The sequence below is a fragment of the Nocardia spongicola genome, from assembly GCF_047200775.1.
Taxonomy (GTDB): domain Bacteria; phylum Actinomycetota; class Actinomycetes; order Mycobacteriales; family Mycobacteriaceae; genus Nocardia.
The window spans coordinates 371,068-387,629 of sequence record NZ_JBJZOO010000004.1; the positions used below are offsets into that span (position 1 = coordinate 371,068).

The 16,562-nt window shown below is 63.7% G+C and carries 15 protein-coding genes and 1 tRNA gene; 6 read left to right on the forward strand and 10 right to left on the reverse strand.

Translation table 11 applies throughout. From position 1 onward, the window contains the following. Together ACL02S_RS11760 and ACL02S_RS11765 are read left to right on the forward strand one after the other, a co-directional pair. The gene (locus ACL02S_RS11760) at positions 1-798 is read left to right on the forward strand and encodes an ABC transporter permease (RefSeq protein ID WP_412802395.1); all 798 of its coding nucleotides are present in this window, start codon (positions 1-3) and stop codon (positions 796-798) included. Positions 799-979: 181 nt separating this feature from the next. Continuing rightward, on the forward strand, positions 980-2,176 hold the full coding sequence (locus ACL02S_RS11765) for a hypothetical protein (RefSeq protein ID WP_412802396.1): 1,197 nt from the start codon (positions 980-982) through the stop codon (positions 2,174-2,176). 101 nt (positions 2,177-2,277) lie between these two features. Here ACL02S_RS11765 and ilvD read toward each other — a convergent pair whose 3' ends face one another. After that, positions 2,278-4,017, reverse strand: coding sequence for a dihydroxy-acid dehydratase (ilvD, locus tag ACL02S_RS11770; RefSeq protein ID WP_412802483.1), 1,740 nt, complete (start codon positions 4,015-4,017; stop codon positions 2,278-2,280). Positions 4,018-4,148: 131 nt separating this feature from the next. Between ilvD and ACL02S_RS11775 the strand changes: the two genes are divergently transcribed. Beyond that, on the forward strand, positions 4,149-4,535 hold the full coding sequence (locus ACL02S_RS11775) for a helix-turn-helix domain-containing protein (protein WP_412802397.1): 387 nt from the start codon (positions 4,149-4,151) through the stop codon (positions 4,533-4,535). Here ACL02S_RS11775 and ACL02S_RS11780 read toward each other — a convergent pair whose 3' ends face one another. The 7 genes from ACL02S_RS11780 to ACL02S_RS11810 form a co-directional block, all read right to left on the reverse strand. Further along, positions 4,536-5,129: a ClpP family protease gene (locus tag ACL02S_RS11780; protein ID WP_412802398.1), complete on the reverse strand. Its 594-nt coding sequence runs from the start codon at positions 5,127-5,129 to the stop codon at positions 4,536-4,538. Between the two features lie 103 nt (positions 5,130-5,232). Then, positions 5,233-5,838 carry a ClpP family protease gene (locus ACL02S_RS11785; RefSeq protein ID WP_412802399.1) on the reverse strand — a complete coding sequence of 202 codons (606 nt, stop codon included), beginning with the start codon at positions 5,836-5,838 and terminating at the stop codon, positions 5,233-5,235. Positions 5,839-5,911: 73 nt separating this feature from the next. Beyond that, positions 5,912-6,037 carry a hypothetical protein gene (locus ACL02S_RS11790; protein ID WP_412802400.1) on the reverse strand — a complete coding sequence of 42 codons (126 nt, stop codon included), beginning with the start codon at positions 6,035-6,037 and terminating at the stop codon, positions 5,912-5,914. Between the two features lie 21 nt (positions 6,038-6,058). Next, entirely contained in the window at positions 6,059-7,618 is a 1,560-nt protein-coding gene (locus ACL02S_RS11795) for a YML083C domain-containing protein (protein WP_412802401.1), read from the reverse strand. Positions 7,619-8,002: 384 nt separating this feature from the next. Further along, positions 8,003-8,076: transfer RNA gene (locus ACL02S_RS11800), tRNA-Val, on the reverse strand. Between the two features lie 89 nt (positions 8,077-8,165). Beyond that, a complete protein-coding gene (biuH, locus tag ACL02S_RS11805) occupies positions 8,166-8,843 on the reverse strand; it encodes a biuret amidohydrolase (protein WP_412802402.1) in 678 nt (225 codons plus the stop codon). Between the two features lie 501 nt (positions 8,844-9,344). Further along, positions 9,345-9,947 (reverse strand): TetR/AcrR family transcriptional regulator, encoded by a 603-nt coding sequence (locus ACL02S_RS11810; RefSeq protein ID WP_412802403.1) that lies wholly within the window; start codon positions 9,945-9,947, stop codon positions 9,345-9,347. 104 nt (positions 9,948-10,051) lie between these two features. Here ACL02S_RS11810 and ACL02S_RS11815 point away from each other — a divergent pair, with 104 nt between their 5' ends. Together ACL02S_RS11815 and ACL02S_RS11820 are read left to right on the forward strand one after the other, a co-directional pair. Then, positions 10,052-11,260: an acyl-CoA dehydrogenase family protein gene (locus tag ACL02S_RS11815; RefSeq protein WP_412802404.1), complete on the forward strand. Its 1,209-nt coding sequence runs from the start codon at positions 10,052-10,054 to the stop codon at positions 11,258-11,260. Beyond that, positions 11,257-12,312, forward strand: coding sequence for a phosphotransferase family protein (locus ACL02S_RS11820; RefSeq protein ID WP_412802405.1), 1,056 nt, complete (start codon positions 11,257-11,259; stop codon positions 12,310-12,312). The genes ACL02S_RS11815 and ACL02S_RS11820 overlap by 4 nt, the downstream gene beginning before the upstream one ends. A 213-nt stretch (positions 12,313-12,525) precedes the next feature. Here the strand turns inward: ACL02S_RS11820 and ACL02S_RS11825 are convergent, their stop codons facing one another. Then, positions 12,526-12,732, reverse strand: a complete 207-nt coding sequence (locus ACL02S_RS11825; RefSeq protein WP_412802484.1) for a toxin — start codon at positions 12,730-12,732, stop codon at positions 12,526-12,528. A 30-nt stretch (positions 12,733-12,762) separates the two neighbouring features. Beyond that, positions 12,763-13,023, reverse strand: coding sequence for a ribbon-helix-helix domain-containing protein (locus tag ACL02S_RS11830; protein ID WP_412802406.1), 261 nt, complete (start codon positions 13,021-13,023; stop codon positions 12,763-12,765). A 299-nt stretch (positions 13,024-13,322) separates the two neighbouring features. Between ACL02S_RS11830 and ACL02S_RS11835 the strand changes: the two genes are divergently transcribed. Next, positions 13,323-16,550 (forward strand): hypothetical protein, encoded by a 3,228-nt coding sequence (locus tag ACL02S_RS11835; protein ID WP_412802407.1) that lies wholly within the window; start codon positions 13,323-13,325, stop codon positions 16,548-16,550. The last annotated feature ends 12 nt before the right edge of the window (positions 16,551-16,562 follow it).

Genomic DNA, 16,562 nt, shown 5'->3' on the forward strand with positions numbered 1-16,562 from the left:
ATGCTGGTGTGGACCAAATCCGGCATGGCCGTAGTGCTGACGGTGTTCGCGCTGGTCGTCACGGTCGTATTCGTCGCACCGATCGCCACTGTGATCGCCGCGGCGCTGGCGGGCAGCTGGACCGGTCCGTTGCCGTCGAACCTGGGCTTGGACAATTTTCGCCAGGCACTCTCCGAAGAGGACGCGGCCAGTTTGTCGGTAAGCCTGCAGACCGCGCTGCTGGCAGGTGGCTTCGCTCTGCTGCTCGGCACCTGGGCGGCGCTGGCCGCCGCGCAGGTACCCCCATGGTGTCGCAGGCTCACCGATGCCGTGTTCCACCTGCCGGTCGCGGTGCCGTCGGTGGCTATCGGTCTCGGCGTGCTCATCGCCTTCAACGAACGCCCGCTGCTGCTCGGCGGCACCAAATGGATCGTCATCCTCGCCCATACGGTGCTGGTGCTCGCCTACGCCTTCAGTGGCGTATCCGCTGCGCTCGATCGGCTCGATCCCGGCTATCGACAGGCCGCGCAATCACTGGGCGCAGGGCCGATCCGAGTACTGTTCCAGGTGACATTGCCGCTGTTGTTACCCGCGCTCGGGGCCGCGGCCGGGCTGTCGATCGCCCTGTCCATGGGCGAACTCGGAGCGACGATCATGGTGTATCCGGCCACGTGGCGCACCCTCCCGGTCACCATCTTCGGCCAGACCGATCGTGGTGAGCTCTTCCGAGCGGCCGCGGGCACCACCGTGCTGGTCTTGATAACACTGGTGTCGCTGGTCGTGCTCGGCCGCGTGAAGAGCAGGGCCGTACTGCGGTGAGCGACTGACCGGACACCGTGCCGGTGCGCCGCGTTCTGACAGGTACCCGATCGGCCGGATCATGGCACCTGCCCACGTCGCCTACCAGGCGAGAACGACCGGGCCAATCATTGGTGACCGCTGTGACGAACCTCCTATAAACATCCGAGCAGAGGTGAAACATCCGAGCAGAGGTGAACTCATGGGAGTCACAGTCGGGATATCGGCAGAGCAGGCCGTAGTACGCGGGGTCATGCTCTTGTTCGAGGCGAGGCAGGGAGCCGGGCCGATCGTGCTGCGGGAGATCGAGCAGCCGGTCGGGAACTCCATTGCCGCGTCGGTCGCCGCTACCCTCGATGCGCTCGTCTCCGCCGCAGGCCCCCGCGCGAAGATCGACGATGTCGCTGTCACCTATCGCACGGTGGCCGAGCGGCGGGCGATCGTATCGCAGGTATCCGGGCAATCACCATCGTTGGTATCGATCCGGACAGCGCTGCTGGCGTTACTCGACGACCTGCCAGGACCGGCGAAATACGGCACTGTGCTGGTGTTGGAGGTCAGCGCCACGCATACGTCCTATTTCGTGACCGGGCCGCAGCGTGACGCGCTGCTCGCTTCGGATTCGTGGGCATTCGGTGTTGTCGACAGCGATACCGCGGCTCAGGTGGTCAGCCGAGTACGGCCGACCCTTGATGCGGCGGGGTTGGCTCCGGCCGCAGTCGTACTGTGCGGTTCGGCCGCGGGGAATCCGGAGATCGTGTCCGCGCTGCGGCTCGGGCTCGATGTTCCGGTGATCGGAGGACCTGATTTCGTCTACGCCGCCGCGTATGGCGCCGCGCTGGTGGCCGCCACCCGCGCCGGGAACACTCCGGTAGCGCCGATCCCGGCCGAACCTCGACGGACCGGACGGGTGCTGGTGGCCACGGCCGCGGTCGCCGCCGTGCTCGGGGGAGCTGTGCTCACGATCATGCAGTTGCGTACCGAACACTCCGAGCCGAAATCGCCTACCGCGGCCTCAGCGGCGGCCTCACCATGGTCCGCCGCCACCACCGAGCCACACCCTGAGACCAGGCCACACCAGGTCAACGAACCGGTTCCAGCGCCGCCCGCGCCGCCCGCGGAGCCCATCCCGCCACCCGCGGAGCCTTATCCCTCAGAGGAAGAGCAGGAGGAAGGTATCCCGCATGAGCCCGTACCGCCGCAGGCCGCCCCGGCCGCTCCGGTAGCCCCAGCTGCTCCGGCCGCTGCGCCGCCTGCGAACAATATCGGCACCACCAATCACATCTTCCTCTTTCCCGGCGAGCCACCACCCCCGCCGTGGAATGCCGCTCCCACAGCCGTACACGACTGGTGGGACAACCACACGAGGTTGACGGAACGCTGGATACACGGCCGATAACAGTCCGCACACCCCGTACACGGGGATATGGTCGCGGCGGGTGGTCGGTCGACGAGGTCGGCCACCCGCCGAAGAATCGCTCGGCCGTCCTTGGCCTCGACTCAGCCGCAGACGGCTCCGGATGACGCCGAACCGACCAATCTGGCGTACTTCGCCAACACACCGCGGTTATAGCGGGGCGGCAAAGGGGTCCAGCCTGCGCGGCGACGGGTGAGTTCTTCAGCGTCGATCAGCAACTCGAGCGCTCCGGCGCCGATATCGAGGCGAATCGGGTCGCCATCGCGTACGAATGCGATCGGACCCCCGTCCACGGCCTCAGGGGCGATATGACCGACGCACAAGCCGGTAGTGCCGCCGGAGAATCGCCCATCGGTGAGTAGCAGCACGTCCTTGCCCAGACCGGCGCCCTTGATCGCCGCGGTGATGGCCAGCATCTCCCGCATCCCAGGCCCGCCCTTGGGGCCCTCGTACCGGATGACCACCACATCCCCCGCGCGGATCGTGCCGTCCTCCAGCGCATCCATTGCCGGCCGTTCGCGGTCGAAAACCCTTGCGGTACCAGTGAACACATCATCGGAAAAGCCCGCCGACTTCACCACAGCGCCCTGGGGAGCGAGCGTCCCCGACAAGATGGTGATACCACCGGTCCGATGGATCGGCGCGGTCATCGCCCTGATCACCCTGCCGTCGAGGTCCGGCGGGGCCGATTCGGCCAGGTTCTCCGCTACCGTCCGCCCCGTCACGGTCACGCAGTCGCCGTGCAGCAAACCCGCGTCGAGCAACGCTTTCATCACGACCGGGACGCCGCCGACCCGGTCCACATCGGTCATCACATATCTGCCGAACGGTTTGACATCGGCCAGGTGCGGCACCCGGCGCCCGATACGGGCGAAATCGTCCAGGGTCACATCGACGTTCGCCTCATGCGCGATCGCCAGCAGATGCAATACGGCATTGGTGGAGCCGCCGAATGCCATCACCACCGCGATCGCGTTCTCGAAGGCAGGCCGGGTGAGGATATCGGCGGTGGTGATCCCCTGCCGGATCAGCTCGACCACGGCCGCGCCACTACGCAGGGCGTAATCGTCCCTGCGGTGGTCGACCGCGGGCGGAGCCGCGCTGCCCGGCAGCGACATGCCGAGTGCCTCGGCCGCACTGGCCATGGTGTTGGCTGTGTACATCCCGCCGCAGGCCCCCTCGCCAGGACAGACGGCTCGCTCGATGGCATCCACATCGTCGCGGCTCATCAGGCCGCGTGCGCAGGCACCGACCGCCTCGAACGCATCGATGATGGTCACCTCGCGCGCACTGCCGTCGGACAAGGTGACGACTCCAGGCAGAGTCGACCCCGCGTACAGGAACACACTCGCCAGATTCAACCGGGCCGCCGCCATCAGCATCCCAGGAAGGGATTTATCACAGCCTGCCAGCAGCACCGAACCGTCCAGCCGCTCGGCCTGCATAACCGTCTCGACACTGTCGGCGATCACCTCACGCGAGACCAAGGAGAAATGCATCCCCTCATGTCCCATGGAGATGCCATCGGACACCGAAATGGTGCCGAACTGCAGCGGAAAACCACCGCCTGCGGAAACGCCCTTCTTACAGCCCCTGGCGAGCCGGTCGAGAGACAGATTGCACGGGGTGATCTCGTTCCAGGAGGAAGCCACTCCGATCTGTGGCTTCTCCCAATCGCCATCACCCATACCCACCGCACGCAGCATCCCGCGGGCCGCGGTCCGCTCTATGCCGTCGGTGACGGCACGACTGCGTGGCTTGAGATCGGCGAGCTTCGGATTCTCCGGCACAACTCCATCATGCTCGGCTTGCCGGAGGAACACGGCCACCACGCCACACTCATCACCGATCCATCACATACCGAGGCGGATAATCCCAGAGCAGGATACGGCTAATTCGTACGCCCACAGCGTAATAGCGCGTGGACCTGGAGCCGGGGCTGTACCCTCTGACCATGACCGAGCATCCGGGACTTCACTCGATCTCCGGTGGACGCGACGATCGGCCTCGGCGACCGGAAACACGCACATCTCCGGAACCACTCTGGCGCGAGCTGCTGGGCGAACAATTACGCACGCTTCGCATGCGGCAGAGCGAGACCCTGGCCGAAACAGCCGAACGGGCGGGCATTTCTCCGCAATATCTGTCCGAGGTGGAGCGGGGCCGCAAAGATCCGTCCAGCGAAATGATCGCCGCCGTAGCCGGCTCCCTCGGCACCTCGCTCGGCGCCCTCACCCAGCTGGTGACCAACGAATTGCACGCACAACGCGCAATCACCGTCCTGCCACGGTCCGCACCCGGCGCCGAGGCCAGGACCACTCTCCTGGCCTCGGCGGCCTGATCAGCCGCGGGCCCCCAATACCTGATCGACAAGGCCGTAGTCGATCGCTGCCTGCACGGTGAAGATTCGATCGCGATCGGTGTCGTGCCGCAACCGTTGCACCGATTGCCCGGTGTGCCGCGCCAGAATGGATTCGATTTCCGCTCGCATCCGCACCAGCTCGTCAGCCTGCAGAATAAGATCGGGAATCGCTCCCTGCCCGCGCGCGGCAGGTTGATGCAACACCACCCGCGCATGCGGCAGCATTGCACGCTGACCAGACGCACCGCCTGCGAGCAACACCGCGCCGACCGCGATGGCTTGGCCGACACACGTCGTCCGCACAGGCGATTTGATGTGCTGCATGGTGTCGTACACAGCGAGCATCGACGGCAGATCGCCGCCCTCACAATTGATATACAGGTCGATCTCCTGCTCCGGGCTTTCCGACTCCAGATGCAGCAGCTGCGCGATGAGCGCGTTGGCCACTGCCGAATCGATCGGTGTACCGAGGTAGACGATCCGCTCGGTGAGCAGATGCGAGTAGATATCGGTGATCCGCTCGCCGCCGCGCGGATGCTGCGCGATCACATTCGGGATGGTGTAAGTGCTCATGCTGTCGCCTTTCCGCCTCCGGACCCAACGCTCATGCCGTGCTGTCTTCGACATGTGCGGGGTCCTCTGTGGTCACGCACGCTGCCGCCTCCGGACCCAACGCTCATGCCGAGATCCCGAGCCGCTTGCGGTGGGGGGCGATCTGCTCGAACGAGTCGACTATGTGATCGATGAACCCGTACTGCTCGGCCTGCGCCGCAGTGAACCAGCGGTCGTGCAGCGAATCCTCGTAGATCCGCTCGAACGACTGTCCCGTGTCCTGCGCGATGATGCCGAGCACCGTGTCCACGGTGTAGCGCAGATCGTCGGCCTGGACCTCGATATCGACCGCGGTACCACCGATACCCGCAGACCCCTGATGCATCAATATCCGGGCATGCGGCAACGCATAACGCCGCCCTCGACTGCCTGCGGAGAGCAGAAACTGTCCCGCGCTACAGGCCAATCCGAGCGCCAGCGTCGAGACTTCACACGGAATCAGCCGCATGACATCGCGAATGGCGAGCATCGCCGGAACCGATCCTCCCGGAGAATGGATCCACAGGGCGATCCCTGCCTCAGGAACTTCGGCAGCGAGGGTGAGTAGCTGAGTCATCAGCAACGTCCCGTTGTCGTCGTCGAGCTGACCGTCGAGCACAACTATGCGGCGACTGAGCAGTTGCTCCCTGGCGCGCCAACTGAACATCGGAGCCTTGTCATCGTGAGCCATACCTGTACCGTGCCCCACCCGCACCGAGAAAACAGTCGCACACTGCTCTGAGCAGATCCGCTCTCAGCAGCGCTTAGCGCCATACCTCGGTGCTCGCCACGATATCTGGGGCGAGCACCGAGGTGCGGCGAAGGGCATCGGTGGCAGGCGTACCGGACAACCGAGCAGCCTGTCCGATCGGATCACGGACCGTTGGCATCGTCGCGGGAGCGACCGTCGATCAGGATTCCTGCCCCGCAGCCGAGGTCGACCGCTGCTTGCTGGTACGGGCGCGGCGGCGTTCGGCCTGCAGTTCGGCGAGTTCCTGCTCGAGAATGTCCGCGACGCGGAATGAGCCGGTGTCATAGATGTCCGGCGTCGGGGCGGCCTGTTTCTCGGCGGCATCGGAGGTGGAGCCGCTCTTGCCGTTCTTACCCCCGTTCTTCGCGGTGTTGCCCTTGGTATCGGTGGGCAGCCGCCGGGTCACCGCACCGACCTCCGGCAGCACGGCAGTGGTCGCGGTCTCGGACACCGAGGTGGGCGACTTCGCTTGCCCCTTCTCGGCATCGGCTGTTTTCGCCGCGACAGGCGACTGCGGCGCCACCCGATCCTTGCCCTCAGCCGCGGAATCCGGTTTCGGCGCGATCGGCTGACCTGCCGGAGTCTGCTGCTTACCGGTGCCTGCCGCGGTATCGGTTTTACCTGCCTGCCCGGCACCGGAACTCGTGGACAGAACTGTCGCGGCGGGCCGCGGCTCGAATGCGGCCATCGCGTCGAGTGCTTCGATGGTCTCCGGGAGCACTGGTTTCCTGGATTTTTCGGCCGGTGCGCGTTTCTTCTCCGCCTCTCCCGCGGTCATCGGAGCAGAATGCTCCCGTGCGCCTGCCACTCCGGCTTCCGCCATCGGATCGGCCTGCGGCACGACGTCATCCTGCGGCGGCTGCTGTGTTTCACGATCTCCTTGCGGATGCGGTGCGTCAAGGGGAGCAGGCGTGCGGTACCTGGGTGCCCGGTACCTGATCTGCTCGGCCGGATCGGGGAGTTCGCGAATCTGCTCGGTAGCCTTGGCGATAGCGAGACCATAGCGGGCGCTCGCGGCGTCATGGATGAGCAGCGCGACACCGATCATCACCGGCGCGATAGCGTGCACGGCGGCGTCGTACCACGCGCTCTCCCGCAGATACGGGTAGGTATTGAGCCCGATGGTCAAGGTCAGCAGCGCGATTTCGGCCGCGGCGACCTGGCGCCGGTTGTCCACCACGCCCCATTCGGCGACCTTGTTGGTGCCGATCATGATGATGATCAGGCAGACGCTGATCATGCCTTCCAGGAGGTAACTGAACCAGTACAGCGGATCGGTCACCCCACCGGGCGCGATATTGTGCTGCACATTGACCGCCGACCACAGCATGCCTGCCGCCACAACACCGGCCAGTGCGCGCAGCGACCAGGACCGATGCCGATAGAGTGAGGCAAGCTTCGCGTGCGGGCTCGATTCACGGCGCTGCGCGGCAATCGCCTTGCGGGCAAGCAGAAGATCTCGCATGTCTGCCTTCTCGATCGCTTCGGTGGTATGCCTGGCACGGTCGGATGCCGCAGCGGCTGCCTGCACCTCTTTCCACCGCTGTTCGCGTTCCTGGGTGCGGATGCGTTCGGCGAGATCACGTTCGGCATGCAGTTCGTCCTCCGACAGCGCCTCGGTCAGCGCGGGATCGAACTGGTAGGCGAGCCTGCCACGGGCCTTCTCGACCCGTCTCGCCAGCTGGGTAACCTCATCCTCGATGGGATGCTCGACGACCATCAGTGCTCTCCGTACGGGAGATTCGACGGCAGAGAAATAATCGCGTATGGGAACGACACCCCCCATTCATAGTCGATGCACCGCGTGCGGCGAAACCGCACATTTACTACGGCGGTGTGTTATTCATCCGTACCACGAACGATGTCGGCGCCACGGCGCGTTTTCTTCGTCGACCCTGCCCGATTCGGCGCTATCGACTGCCCATCCGACACATATCCGCTTCGCTGTGTTCCCCGACACATCTAGTCATGATCCGCGCTGGTTACACCGTCCCAGCAACTGTCAAGGACAGAGCACACGCTCATGCGGAGCATTCGGATAACCGACGTCTCCGAGATTCGCCGAACCCATCAGTGGCGCTTCGGGCGCCCAGAAGTAAAGGGGCCATGGAGGCATGGAATCGAACCAGCGACCTCCGCCTTGTCGAGTCGGTGCTCTACCAACTGAGCTACTCCATGGCCGATCGGATCATAACAACCGAACAAGCATCTGTGACAATTATTTTCGCGCAACGGCCAGAGGCAGGGAGCCGCATACCGGATACCGCCTAGCGCAGTGCCGCAAGGAAGTCCGTCGATGTGGCGACAGCACCGAAAACTCCGCCCTGCATAGTGATCATTTTGAGGGCGGCCTCGTGGTTCCCCTTGTCGGTCGCGCCTGTGCAGTCGGAGAGCAGCAGACACTCATAGCCTCGGTCGTTCGCCTCGCGCATAGTCGTGTGCACACACACGTCGGTGGTGATACCTGTCAACACCAGATGCGTGATCCCACGAGTACGCAGCACCAGGTCCAAGTCGGTCGCGTAGAAGGATCCCTTGCCCGGCTTATCGAGGATGATCTCTCCCGGCTCCGGGGCGAGTTCGGGTATGACTTCCCAGCCCGCTTCACCGCGTACGAGAATGCGACCGCACGGCCCCTCGGACCCTATTTCGGCACCTATCCGCCGAGAACGCCACCTCTTGTTGGCCGGGAGATCCGAGAGGTCGGGCCGATGCCCTTCGCGGGTGAACACCACGGTCATACCGGCCGCGCGTGCCGCGGCCAGAACGGTGGATGTCGGCTCTATACCTGCCCGAGTCAACGCGATGTCGTAGCCCATCTTGTCCGTGTAGCCGCCGGGACTGCAGAAATCGGCCTGCCAGTCGATACAGAAAAGGGCTGTCCGGTCCGTCGCGATGTCGCCGTCGAAGGGCCATCGGTAAGGGACGGCGTCGACCTGGTTCATGGCTTGCCCTTCCATGATCAACTGCGGTGATGCTCCTGACGGGAGGCCCACATCCGTGGAGCGGGGCTTCGCATGTATCTCACCCGAACCGGACGATGAACCAGTCGGGCAAGGGACCTGCAATGCGACTGTCACTACTCATGGTCATCCACTACTCATCGTCATCGCCGGACTCGACGCTTCGGCAGCGGACCGACTCCTCATCCTGCCTTTTCTCCTGCCGGGCCAGGACGACTCTCGACCGAGATCACCAATAGCGTCGTCGCCGACCGGATCAGCTGTGTTCTACCGGGTATCCAGCAAATATCGATACAAACAGATGAATAGCCGCCACTCCCGCACTCCACATACGAGAGCGGTAACCCGAGCGGCGGCACGGCCACCGCCGCCCTCGACCCGGATAGCGAATCCGGGGAATAGCGACGAGCACGGTCGATGAAGCCGAATCGACCGGGAGCACCCGGCAGCACTGATCGACTCCGCGCAGAATTTCCGAGCCGATCAGTGCTGCCGCGCCGGAAATTCGGCGGCTGCCGAGTCGAGCACCCGAGACAACGTTTCGAACAGCAGCGAGTCCAGTTGGTCCTGATCCACATCGTCACGGCCCAGCCACTGCACCGTCAATTCTTCGGCCATCGCCCACCACGACCGGACCAATAAGCGCTCACCAGGCGATGCGGCGACTCGGCCGAGGGCGGTGAATACCCGGTCGGTCAGCTCGTCGTGCATCTGATCGATGATCGACTCGAGCACCGGGTCTTGTCCGGCCGCGCGGAGCAATCCCACCAGTGGCCCGCTACGCCTGCGCATATAGCGAACGAAGTTGGCGATCATGGACTCGAGCGGATCGGCCTCGGGATCGGGGCCGGTGGCGCGCAGGAATCGCTTGGCGGCGGCACCGACGAGTTGGGCGTAATAGTCCTGTTTGGTCGGAAAGTAATGGAACAGCAGCCCACGCGAGATACCTGCCTGCTTGGCGACCGCGTCAACGGTGATCTGATGCCAGGGCCGGTCGATGAGCATGCCGAGCCCGATCCCGATCAGCTGTCTGCGGCGGTCGTCTGCCGAACGGCGACCGCGGGCCTGCGCGGCGCCCTCGGTCATTCGATCTCCTCTATCGAAGCTCCTCTATTGAGCAATGCTCAACGATATGCTACCAATGACCGGACCGGAAGTTGAGCAGCGCTCAGCGAACCCCGAGGATGGGTATGGACTTCACACATTCCGACCGAGCCGTTCGCCTCACCGAGCAGGTGCGGCAATTCGTCCGCGACGAGATCGAGCCCCGCGATCAGGAGCACACCGATTTCCTGCGGGAATCACCGTGGGCGGTGCCCCCGGTGGTCGAAGAGCTCAAACAGAAGGCGCGGGCGGCGGGGCTGTGGAACCTCTTCCTCCCCGATCCGGAGTTCGGTGCCGGTCTGAGCAATGTCGACTACGCGCCGATGGCCGAGGCGATGGGCGGGTACGGCTGGGCTCCTGAGGTGTTCAATTGCAACGCCCCCGATACCGGTAATGCCGAGGTCCTGCTGCACTACGGCAGCGCGGAACAGCAGCGGGAATGGCTGCGGCCGCTGCTCGACGGCACGATTCGCTCGGCGTTCTGTATGACCGAACCCGAAGTCGCCTCCTCCGACGCCACCAATATGGCCGCGACAGCTGTGGTCGACGGCGAGGAGATCGTGCTCAACGGCCGCAAGTGGTGGAGCACCGGTATCGGCCATCCCAACTGCAAGTTCGTCATCTTCATGGGGCTCACCGCCCCTGAGGCACCTGCCTATCAGCGCCACTCCATGGTGCTCGTCCCGCTCGATACGCCCGGCGTTCGGGTCGAACGCATGCTCACGACCTTCGGCTATCTGGACGAGCCACACGGGCATGGCGAGGTGACCTTCACCGATGTGCGACTTCCGCTGGATGCGGTGATCGCCGGGCCGGGACGTGGCTTCGAGATCGCACAGGGTCGCCTCGGCCCCGGCCGCATCCACCATTGCATGCGCGCCATCGGCCTGGCCGAGCGGGCGCTGGAGCTGGCCTGCCGACGGAGCCTGTCGCGTACCGCGTTCGGCAAGCCGCTGGCCAATCTCGGCGGTAACCGGGAGCGCATCGCGGGCGCGCGCGTCGCGATCGACCAGGCCAGGCTGCTGGTCCTGCATACAGCATGGCTGCTGGACACCAAGGGCCTGGCAGGCGCGCGCAGCGAGGTCTCCCAGATCAAGGCGGTCGTACCTCGGATGACGCAGGAGGTGATCGATATGGCGATCCAAGTGCACGGCGGCGCCGGGCTTTCCGATGATTTCCCGCTGGCCAAGGCCTTCGCCGGTATTCGTTCGCTGCGCTTCGCCGACGGTCCGGACGAGGTACACCTCGGGGTGATCGCCCGGCAAGAACTGCGCAAATACGGAACCGATCGATGAGCGCTTCCGAGGCCACCGCCGTTCGCGCCGAGGACGCCTTCGATATCGCCGCGATGCACGCGTGGCTCACCGAGCGGGTACCCGACCTCACCGGTCCGCCGCAGGTACGCCAATTCTCCGGTGGCGCATCCAATCTCACCTATCTGCTGCGCTATCCGGACCGCGACCTGATACTGCGCCGTCCGCCCGGCGGCACCAAGGCCGCTTCCGCGCACGATATGGGCCGGGAGTTCCTGGTACAGCAGCGGTTGCGTCCGCACTACCGGTATGTACCGAGGATGATCGCCCACTGCACTGATCCCGATGTGCTCGGCAGCGAGTTCTATGTGATGGAGCGCGTGGCGGGGACGATCCTGCGCGGTGATCTACCGGAGGGGATGAGCCTTTCCGCCGAACAGGCACGGCGGCTTTCCACCACCGCGTTCGACTGCTTGATCGAATTGCACGGGGTGGATCCCGCGGCGGCCGGGCTCACCGATATCGGTAAGGGAACAGGCTACGTCGGCAGACAGGTCGCAGGCTGGTCGCGTCGTTTCACCAATGCGCGTACCGATAATGTCAGCGATTTCGCCGCGGTGCTGGCCTGGTTGGAACGCAATCAGCCCGCTGATGTCGCGAACACCGTCATCCACAACGACTTCCGGCTGGACAATCTGGTGCTCGACCCATCGGGGTCCGGCGCGATCGTCGGCGTACTCGATTGGGAGATGGCGACTCTCGGCGATCCGTTGATGGACCTCGGTGGCGCGCTCGCCTACTGGGTGCAAGCCGACGACGACGAGGTCATCCGAGCCTTCCGCCGCCAGCCCAGTCACCTGCCCGGCATGCTCACCCGCGCACAGATCGTCGAGCACTACTGCGACCGCACCGGATATTCCGCCGAGAACTGGCCCTTCTATGAGGTTTTCGGACTTTTCCGCCTCGCGGTCATCGCCCAGCAGATCTACTACCGCTACCACCACGGCCAGACCACCAACCCGGCGTTCAAAGACTTCTGGATGATGGTCAACTACCTGGACTGGCGCTGCAAGCAGGTCGCCGGAATCGAATAGGGACACTCACGCGGGAGACTTCCTACGAAAGGATCACCTACCGGCACAGGATATTCGGAGGTGCCTAGTAGCGCTTTGTTAGATGCGACGACCAAAGCATCACCGACCCAGTCGAGGCCTGTTTCCTTGGTTTTGAGACGGTGTTTCGTACCCGTTGAATGCCTGACGCCCCAGCGGCCTGCGTATGGGAGTCCGGAAGCCTGTCCCGGCCGATCAGGGAAGGAGGTCGAAGTACTGCGGGCGGGCCCTCATCGCATGAATGAGAAGCTCGTTGCCGCTGTCGAAGCGCAGAACGACCAGTTCCAGGAGGCGGCCGTTCGGGTCGAACCCGAGCCGGAACTCGCGTGCGGGGTTTTCGTCATCGAGGTCGGCGACATAGACGTGGCGCAGCGCGGCGTAGATACCGTCGTCTTCACTGATCCCGTGTTCGAGAGCGGATTTGTGCGCCCTTCACGCGACCTGGGTCCAGGCCCGTACCGCTTCTCGAATCGCCTCTGACCTAGACACATGTTCTTGCTCGGCGCGAGCGTTCAGCGCTTGCAGCAGGGCCGCGTCCATCCGAACGGGCACCACAGCCCCTGGCCCGTCCCCGATCGTCGGTCGGCCGCGCTTGCGTAGCGCCTCTACGTCGTAGCCGGCTTCGGCCTCGTCGGCCCAGCCCTGGACCATCTCGTCAGTGACGGGTGCTGCGTTGATCGTCTCGTCAGCCATACTCATTAGTGTAATACGAAACTCTCTCCACCGGCCACAGCTCGGCACCTACGCCGATCGGCTGGACGCGAGCCGGACGAATTATCGACCAAGCCACCCACCGCTGCCGAGACCGGACTGACCCGCATCGGCAACGACTACCCGCTCTGCCAGGCATTCCTCAACCACACAAGACTTCACCTATAAACACCGTCACCCAAATACCGAAAGATCGTTAATTGCTTCCGTGGCGCTCGCAGAGCTGTGCAGACACAGAAAGTCACTCGCCCCCCGTTGAGGTTGGGACCTAATCTGCTCATGTGTACGAACACTCCGAGGCGGGCGTCGCCTATGCCGATGACGCGCTGGTTCTCGATTTGACACCAACTGTGCAACATCGGTTGCGTACGGAAATCGGCGCTGAAAACGCCGATGAAGTGATCCGTTGCCTACGGACTGCCCAGACCTTTCTCGGGCGACTGGAAGCCGACTCGCACGGGCTCCGGTTTGCAGCCAGCGCCGCCTACAATCTACGAGAAGCGCTGAATCGTATTGTCGAGAGCCATGATCCGGCCGATGGTGGGCTACCACTTGTACTGACCGCCTGGGCGACTTACGAAGCGCAGGTCGCGGTGCCGGACTCGGACCACAGGGCAGCGCGGGAGACGTTCGATTCTGTAATGCGGACCGTGGCTTCAGGAAAATCCCGTGCTACCAGCTATGCGCGCAAGCTGATCGCCCATCTGCGGCAACGTACCGGTATCGAACCTCTGGATGGTCTCGCGGACCCTGTTCGAGAGTTCCAGGACCTGCTCGATGATGCAAACAAGGGCCTGCACGGGGACTTGTCAGACCGAGAGGCAGAACAACTGTTCGAGCGGATTCTCGACTGGTTTGGCCGAGTCTTCGCCCCGCCGGACGAAGTTGCCGATCGGATCCTGGATCTGGCAGCTCAGCGATGGAGTTCGGATGCACAGACCCGAGAGTTAGCGCGCATCGCGGCGAACAGTCACCACCTGCGGCTCTTCTTCAGTGCGGTACAAGACCCGGCATGGCTGCCTGCGCTGTACTCGGCGGGCATTGTTGGAGTACCTCCACGGGACGCGGGTTGGCCAGCCGCCGCCTTGACCGTCAGCCTCGGCCGCACTGCTCCCGCGCGGGTCGTCGAGCTACTCCAACTAGTACTGCGCGACATCGCGCCCTTGCCCAAAGAGCAGTGGTTGCCCCTGCGATTCGAAGTACTGCGAGTTGCAGTGCATCTGGGTTCGGAGGGCCGATCCGTGGTGGCCGACGTCACCCGCGAGCACGGAAACGATGGGGGAGTTCAATCTCTTGCCGTTCACGCAGCACTCGGCACCGAGCCCGATGATCCGTTCGTTGAGGAAATTGCGGACGCGGTGCTGAACTACTGCAGCCCGTTCCCGTACCGAGCCCACTACGAAACTGTCAAGATCCTGTCCCATCTGATTGATGGACTGACCGCAGCGAACTTTGTTGCTCGTGGACAGATCCTGGCGGGCAAGACCAGACGACTGACCAAGAAGGACGAGGAGAAAGCAGCGTCACGCTGGCTCGGTCCCGAAGCTCTCAGCCTGGATATGGCAGATGATCCACAGACGCTGCCGCTGTTTGCGCACCATCTTTCTCGGTTGATCTCTGCTGCAACGCAATACAACGTCTCATTCGACGAATTGTGGACATGGGTGAAGAAGATGGACGGGGAGATCGGCGAGCGGCTGCGCGCTTTGGTCCTCTCAGTCGCAACAGATCACCACCTCACGGATGCGATCGCTCACGTGGCAGCCCGGATCGCGCGCTCGCTCCCAACAGCTGAGGACGTGCTTCTCGTCAACAGCATAATGAAGCACGAACCCGCCGAGGGTGACCTACGAGCATGGGTCAGCGCATGCGGGACGCCTTCGCCCACGCCCATCGATGAACATTCTGTGCCCGCAGATTGGCGCCGGATCTGGCAATGGGCTGGGATTCTGCCCGAAAGCGTTCTGCTCACGTGGGCGGAGCCAATCGACCACCTGTCGAAAGACCGCGGTCGACCTTCCGCTGCTCTGCTCACCGTAGAGCAGAGGCCGCAGATCGTATTCAAGGCTGACGACTCCCCATTCGATCTGTCGACGCGATCCCCCTCGGAAGTCCTTGCGATTCTCGCCTCGCCCGAATCCCATGCCCCCACCGACATCACATCGCGTAGGTCCTACGAGGTCGCACGCGCGGTGGAGAAGGCAGTCAAGGCCGATCCAGTCGCATGGGGCGCTTCTGCCTGTGACGTCTTCGGCAGCCTGCAATCGGACGAGTTTGTCGAGGCCTATATACGTGGGCTAATAGACAGCATCCAGGACGTCGTTCCCTATGCGTGCGACATTATTGACGCCGCCGTCCCTCAGCTCCTGAAGACGATCGACCCATCATGCCTGACACCACCGATCGAATTAGAGGCTGACCTCAGCGAGCTCCAGCAAGTGCTACTCGAACTGGTTCGAGCGCTGGCAAACCACGATGGCGATATTGCGGCACAGTTGGACTCATTATGGGATGCCTGTGTGCGTTTGATCGCCGGCGCACCCACAACCGGCACAGTCAGCTCGTCGCCGCCTGAACACGCAATCAACGCCCCGTGGGGCAACAGCCTGCTCACCCTGCTGGCACTTGCGCGCTGGGAACACCGCAATCGTGGTGGTACTCGTGAAGAATTTACAGACGAGCTTGACACTCTGATCGGCCTATCCACCGCCTCCGGGCTCGAACTGCGCGCCATACTGGCGGCACAACGCCCGATCCTCGAGTCACTCGTCGAGGAGTGGCTCGAGAGCCGCCTGTCATCGATGTTCAGGGAGGGCCCCTTCGGTCGACAGACTTTCGACCTCACAGTGGAGCGGAGTCACCCCACCTCATGGTTTCTTGCCAATTGTCGCGACGATCTGTTCGATGCGGCGGTACGCAATGTGAACAATGCTGCCAAGATCGTCGCGATAGGCTTGCTGTACGCCGAACCAGGCTACGACATCGAGGGCATCCTCGACCGCCTTGCTACGAAGCCGGTGGTTTTGGCCGAGGTAGTCGAGAGCATTGCCTATTTCGTACAAGGTGCCGACCCGGACTCTCCCGAACTGGCACGCGCCATCCAGGCGTGGGAAGACCTCATCAGCTCCAATGTAGTCACCGATACGGCTGTGGCACTGGCTGGAGTTGGGCGGTGGGCGTATGTGAAGAGCATCGCTGATGACCGATGGCTGCAGATGACTGCAGCCACCTTGGAGGTCACACAGAAACGAATCGCATATCAGATATCAGTCGCGGACAGGGTCGCTCGCATCCCTGCAACTGACGACAGTTGCACCATTTTCCTCGCACTACTCGACCATCCTGAGAAAGCGTGGTCCCGTCAGTACGTCGCTGAAAAGGCGATCGAAATGCTGCGTTCTTGGTCGCGTGCAGTAACCGCGGCGGCCGAGAGGCTCCTCGTCCGGCTGATCGACCTCGGCTACTACGAAGCCCACACCATCGTGCTGCCCACCGACGGGCCGAAATAATCAGAATGCTTA

Excerpts from the sequence above, each read along its gene's own strand:
- ACL02S_RS11760 (WP_412802395.1), top strand. The coding sequence starts at position 1 with ATGCTGGTGTGGACCAAATCCGGCATGGCCGTAGTGCTGACGGTGTTC.
- ACL02S_RS11765 (WP_412802396.1), top strand. The coding sequence starts at position 980 with ATGGGAGTCACAGTCGGGATATCGGCAGAGCAGGCCGTAGTACGCGGG.
- ACL02S_RS11775 (WP_412802397.1), top strand. The coding sequence starts at position 4,149 with ATGACCGAGCATCCGGGACTTCACTCGATCTCCGGTGGACGCGACGAT.
- ACL02S_RS11780 (WP_412802398.1), bottom strand. The coding sequence starts at position 5,129 with ATGAGCACTTACACCATCCCGAATGTGATCGCGCAGCATCCGCGCGGC.
- ACL02S_RS11785 (WP_412802399.1), bottom strand. The coding sequence starts at position 5,838 with ATGGCTCACGATGACAAGGCTCCGATGTTCAGTTGGCGCGCCAGGGAG.
- ACL02S_RS11790 (WP_412802400.1), bottom strand. The coding sequence starts at position 6,037 with ATGCCAACGGTCCGTGATCCGATCGGACAGGCTGCTCGGTTGTCCGGT.
- ACL02S_RS11795 (WP_412802401.1), bottom strand. The coding sequence starts at position 7,618 with ATGGTCGTCGAGCATCCCATCGAGGATGAGGTTACCCAGCTGGCGAGA.
- biuH (WP_412802402.1), bottom strand. The coding sequence starts at position 8,843 with ATGAACCAGGTCGACGCCGTCCCTTACCGATGGCCCTTCGACGGCGAC.
- ACL02S_RS11810 (WP_412802403.1), bottom strand. The coding sequence starts at position 9,947 with ATGACCGAGGGCGCCGCGCAGGCCCGCGGTCGCCGTTCGGCAGACGAC.
- ACL02S_RS11815 (WP_412802404.1), top strand. The coding sequence starts at position 10,052 with ATGGACTTCACACATTCCGACCGAGCCGTTCGCCTCACCGAGCAGGTG.
- ACL02S_RS11820 (WP_412802405.1), top strand. The coding sequence starts at position 11,257 with ATGAGCGCTTCCGAGGCCACCGCCGTTCGCGCCGAGGACGCCTTCGAT.
- ACL02S_RS11830 (WP_412802406.1), bottom strand. The coding sequence starts at position 13,023 with ATGGCTGACGAGACGATCAACGCAGCACCCGTCACTGACGAGATGGTC.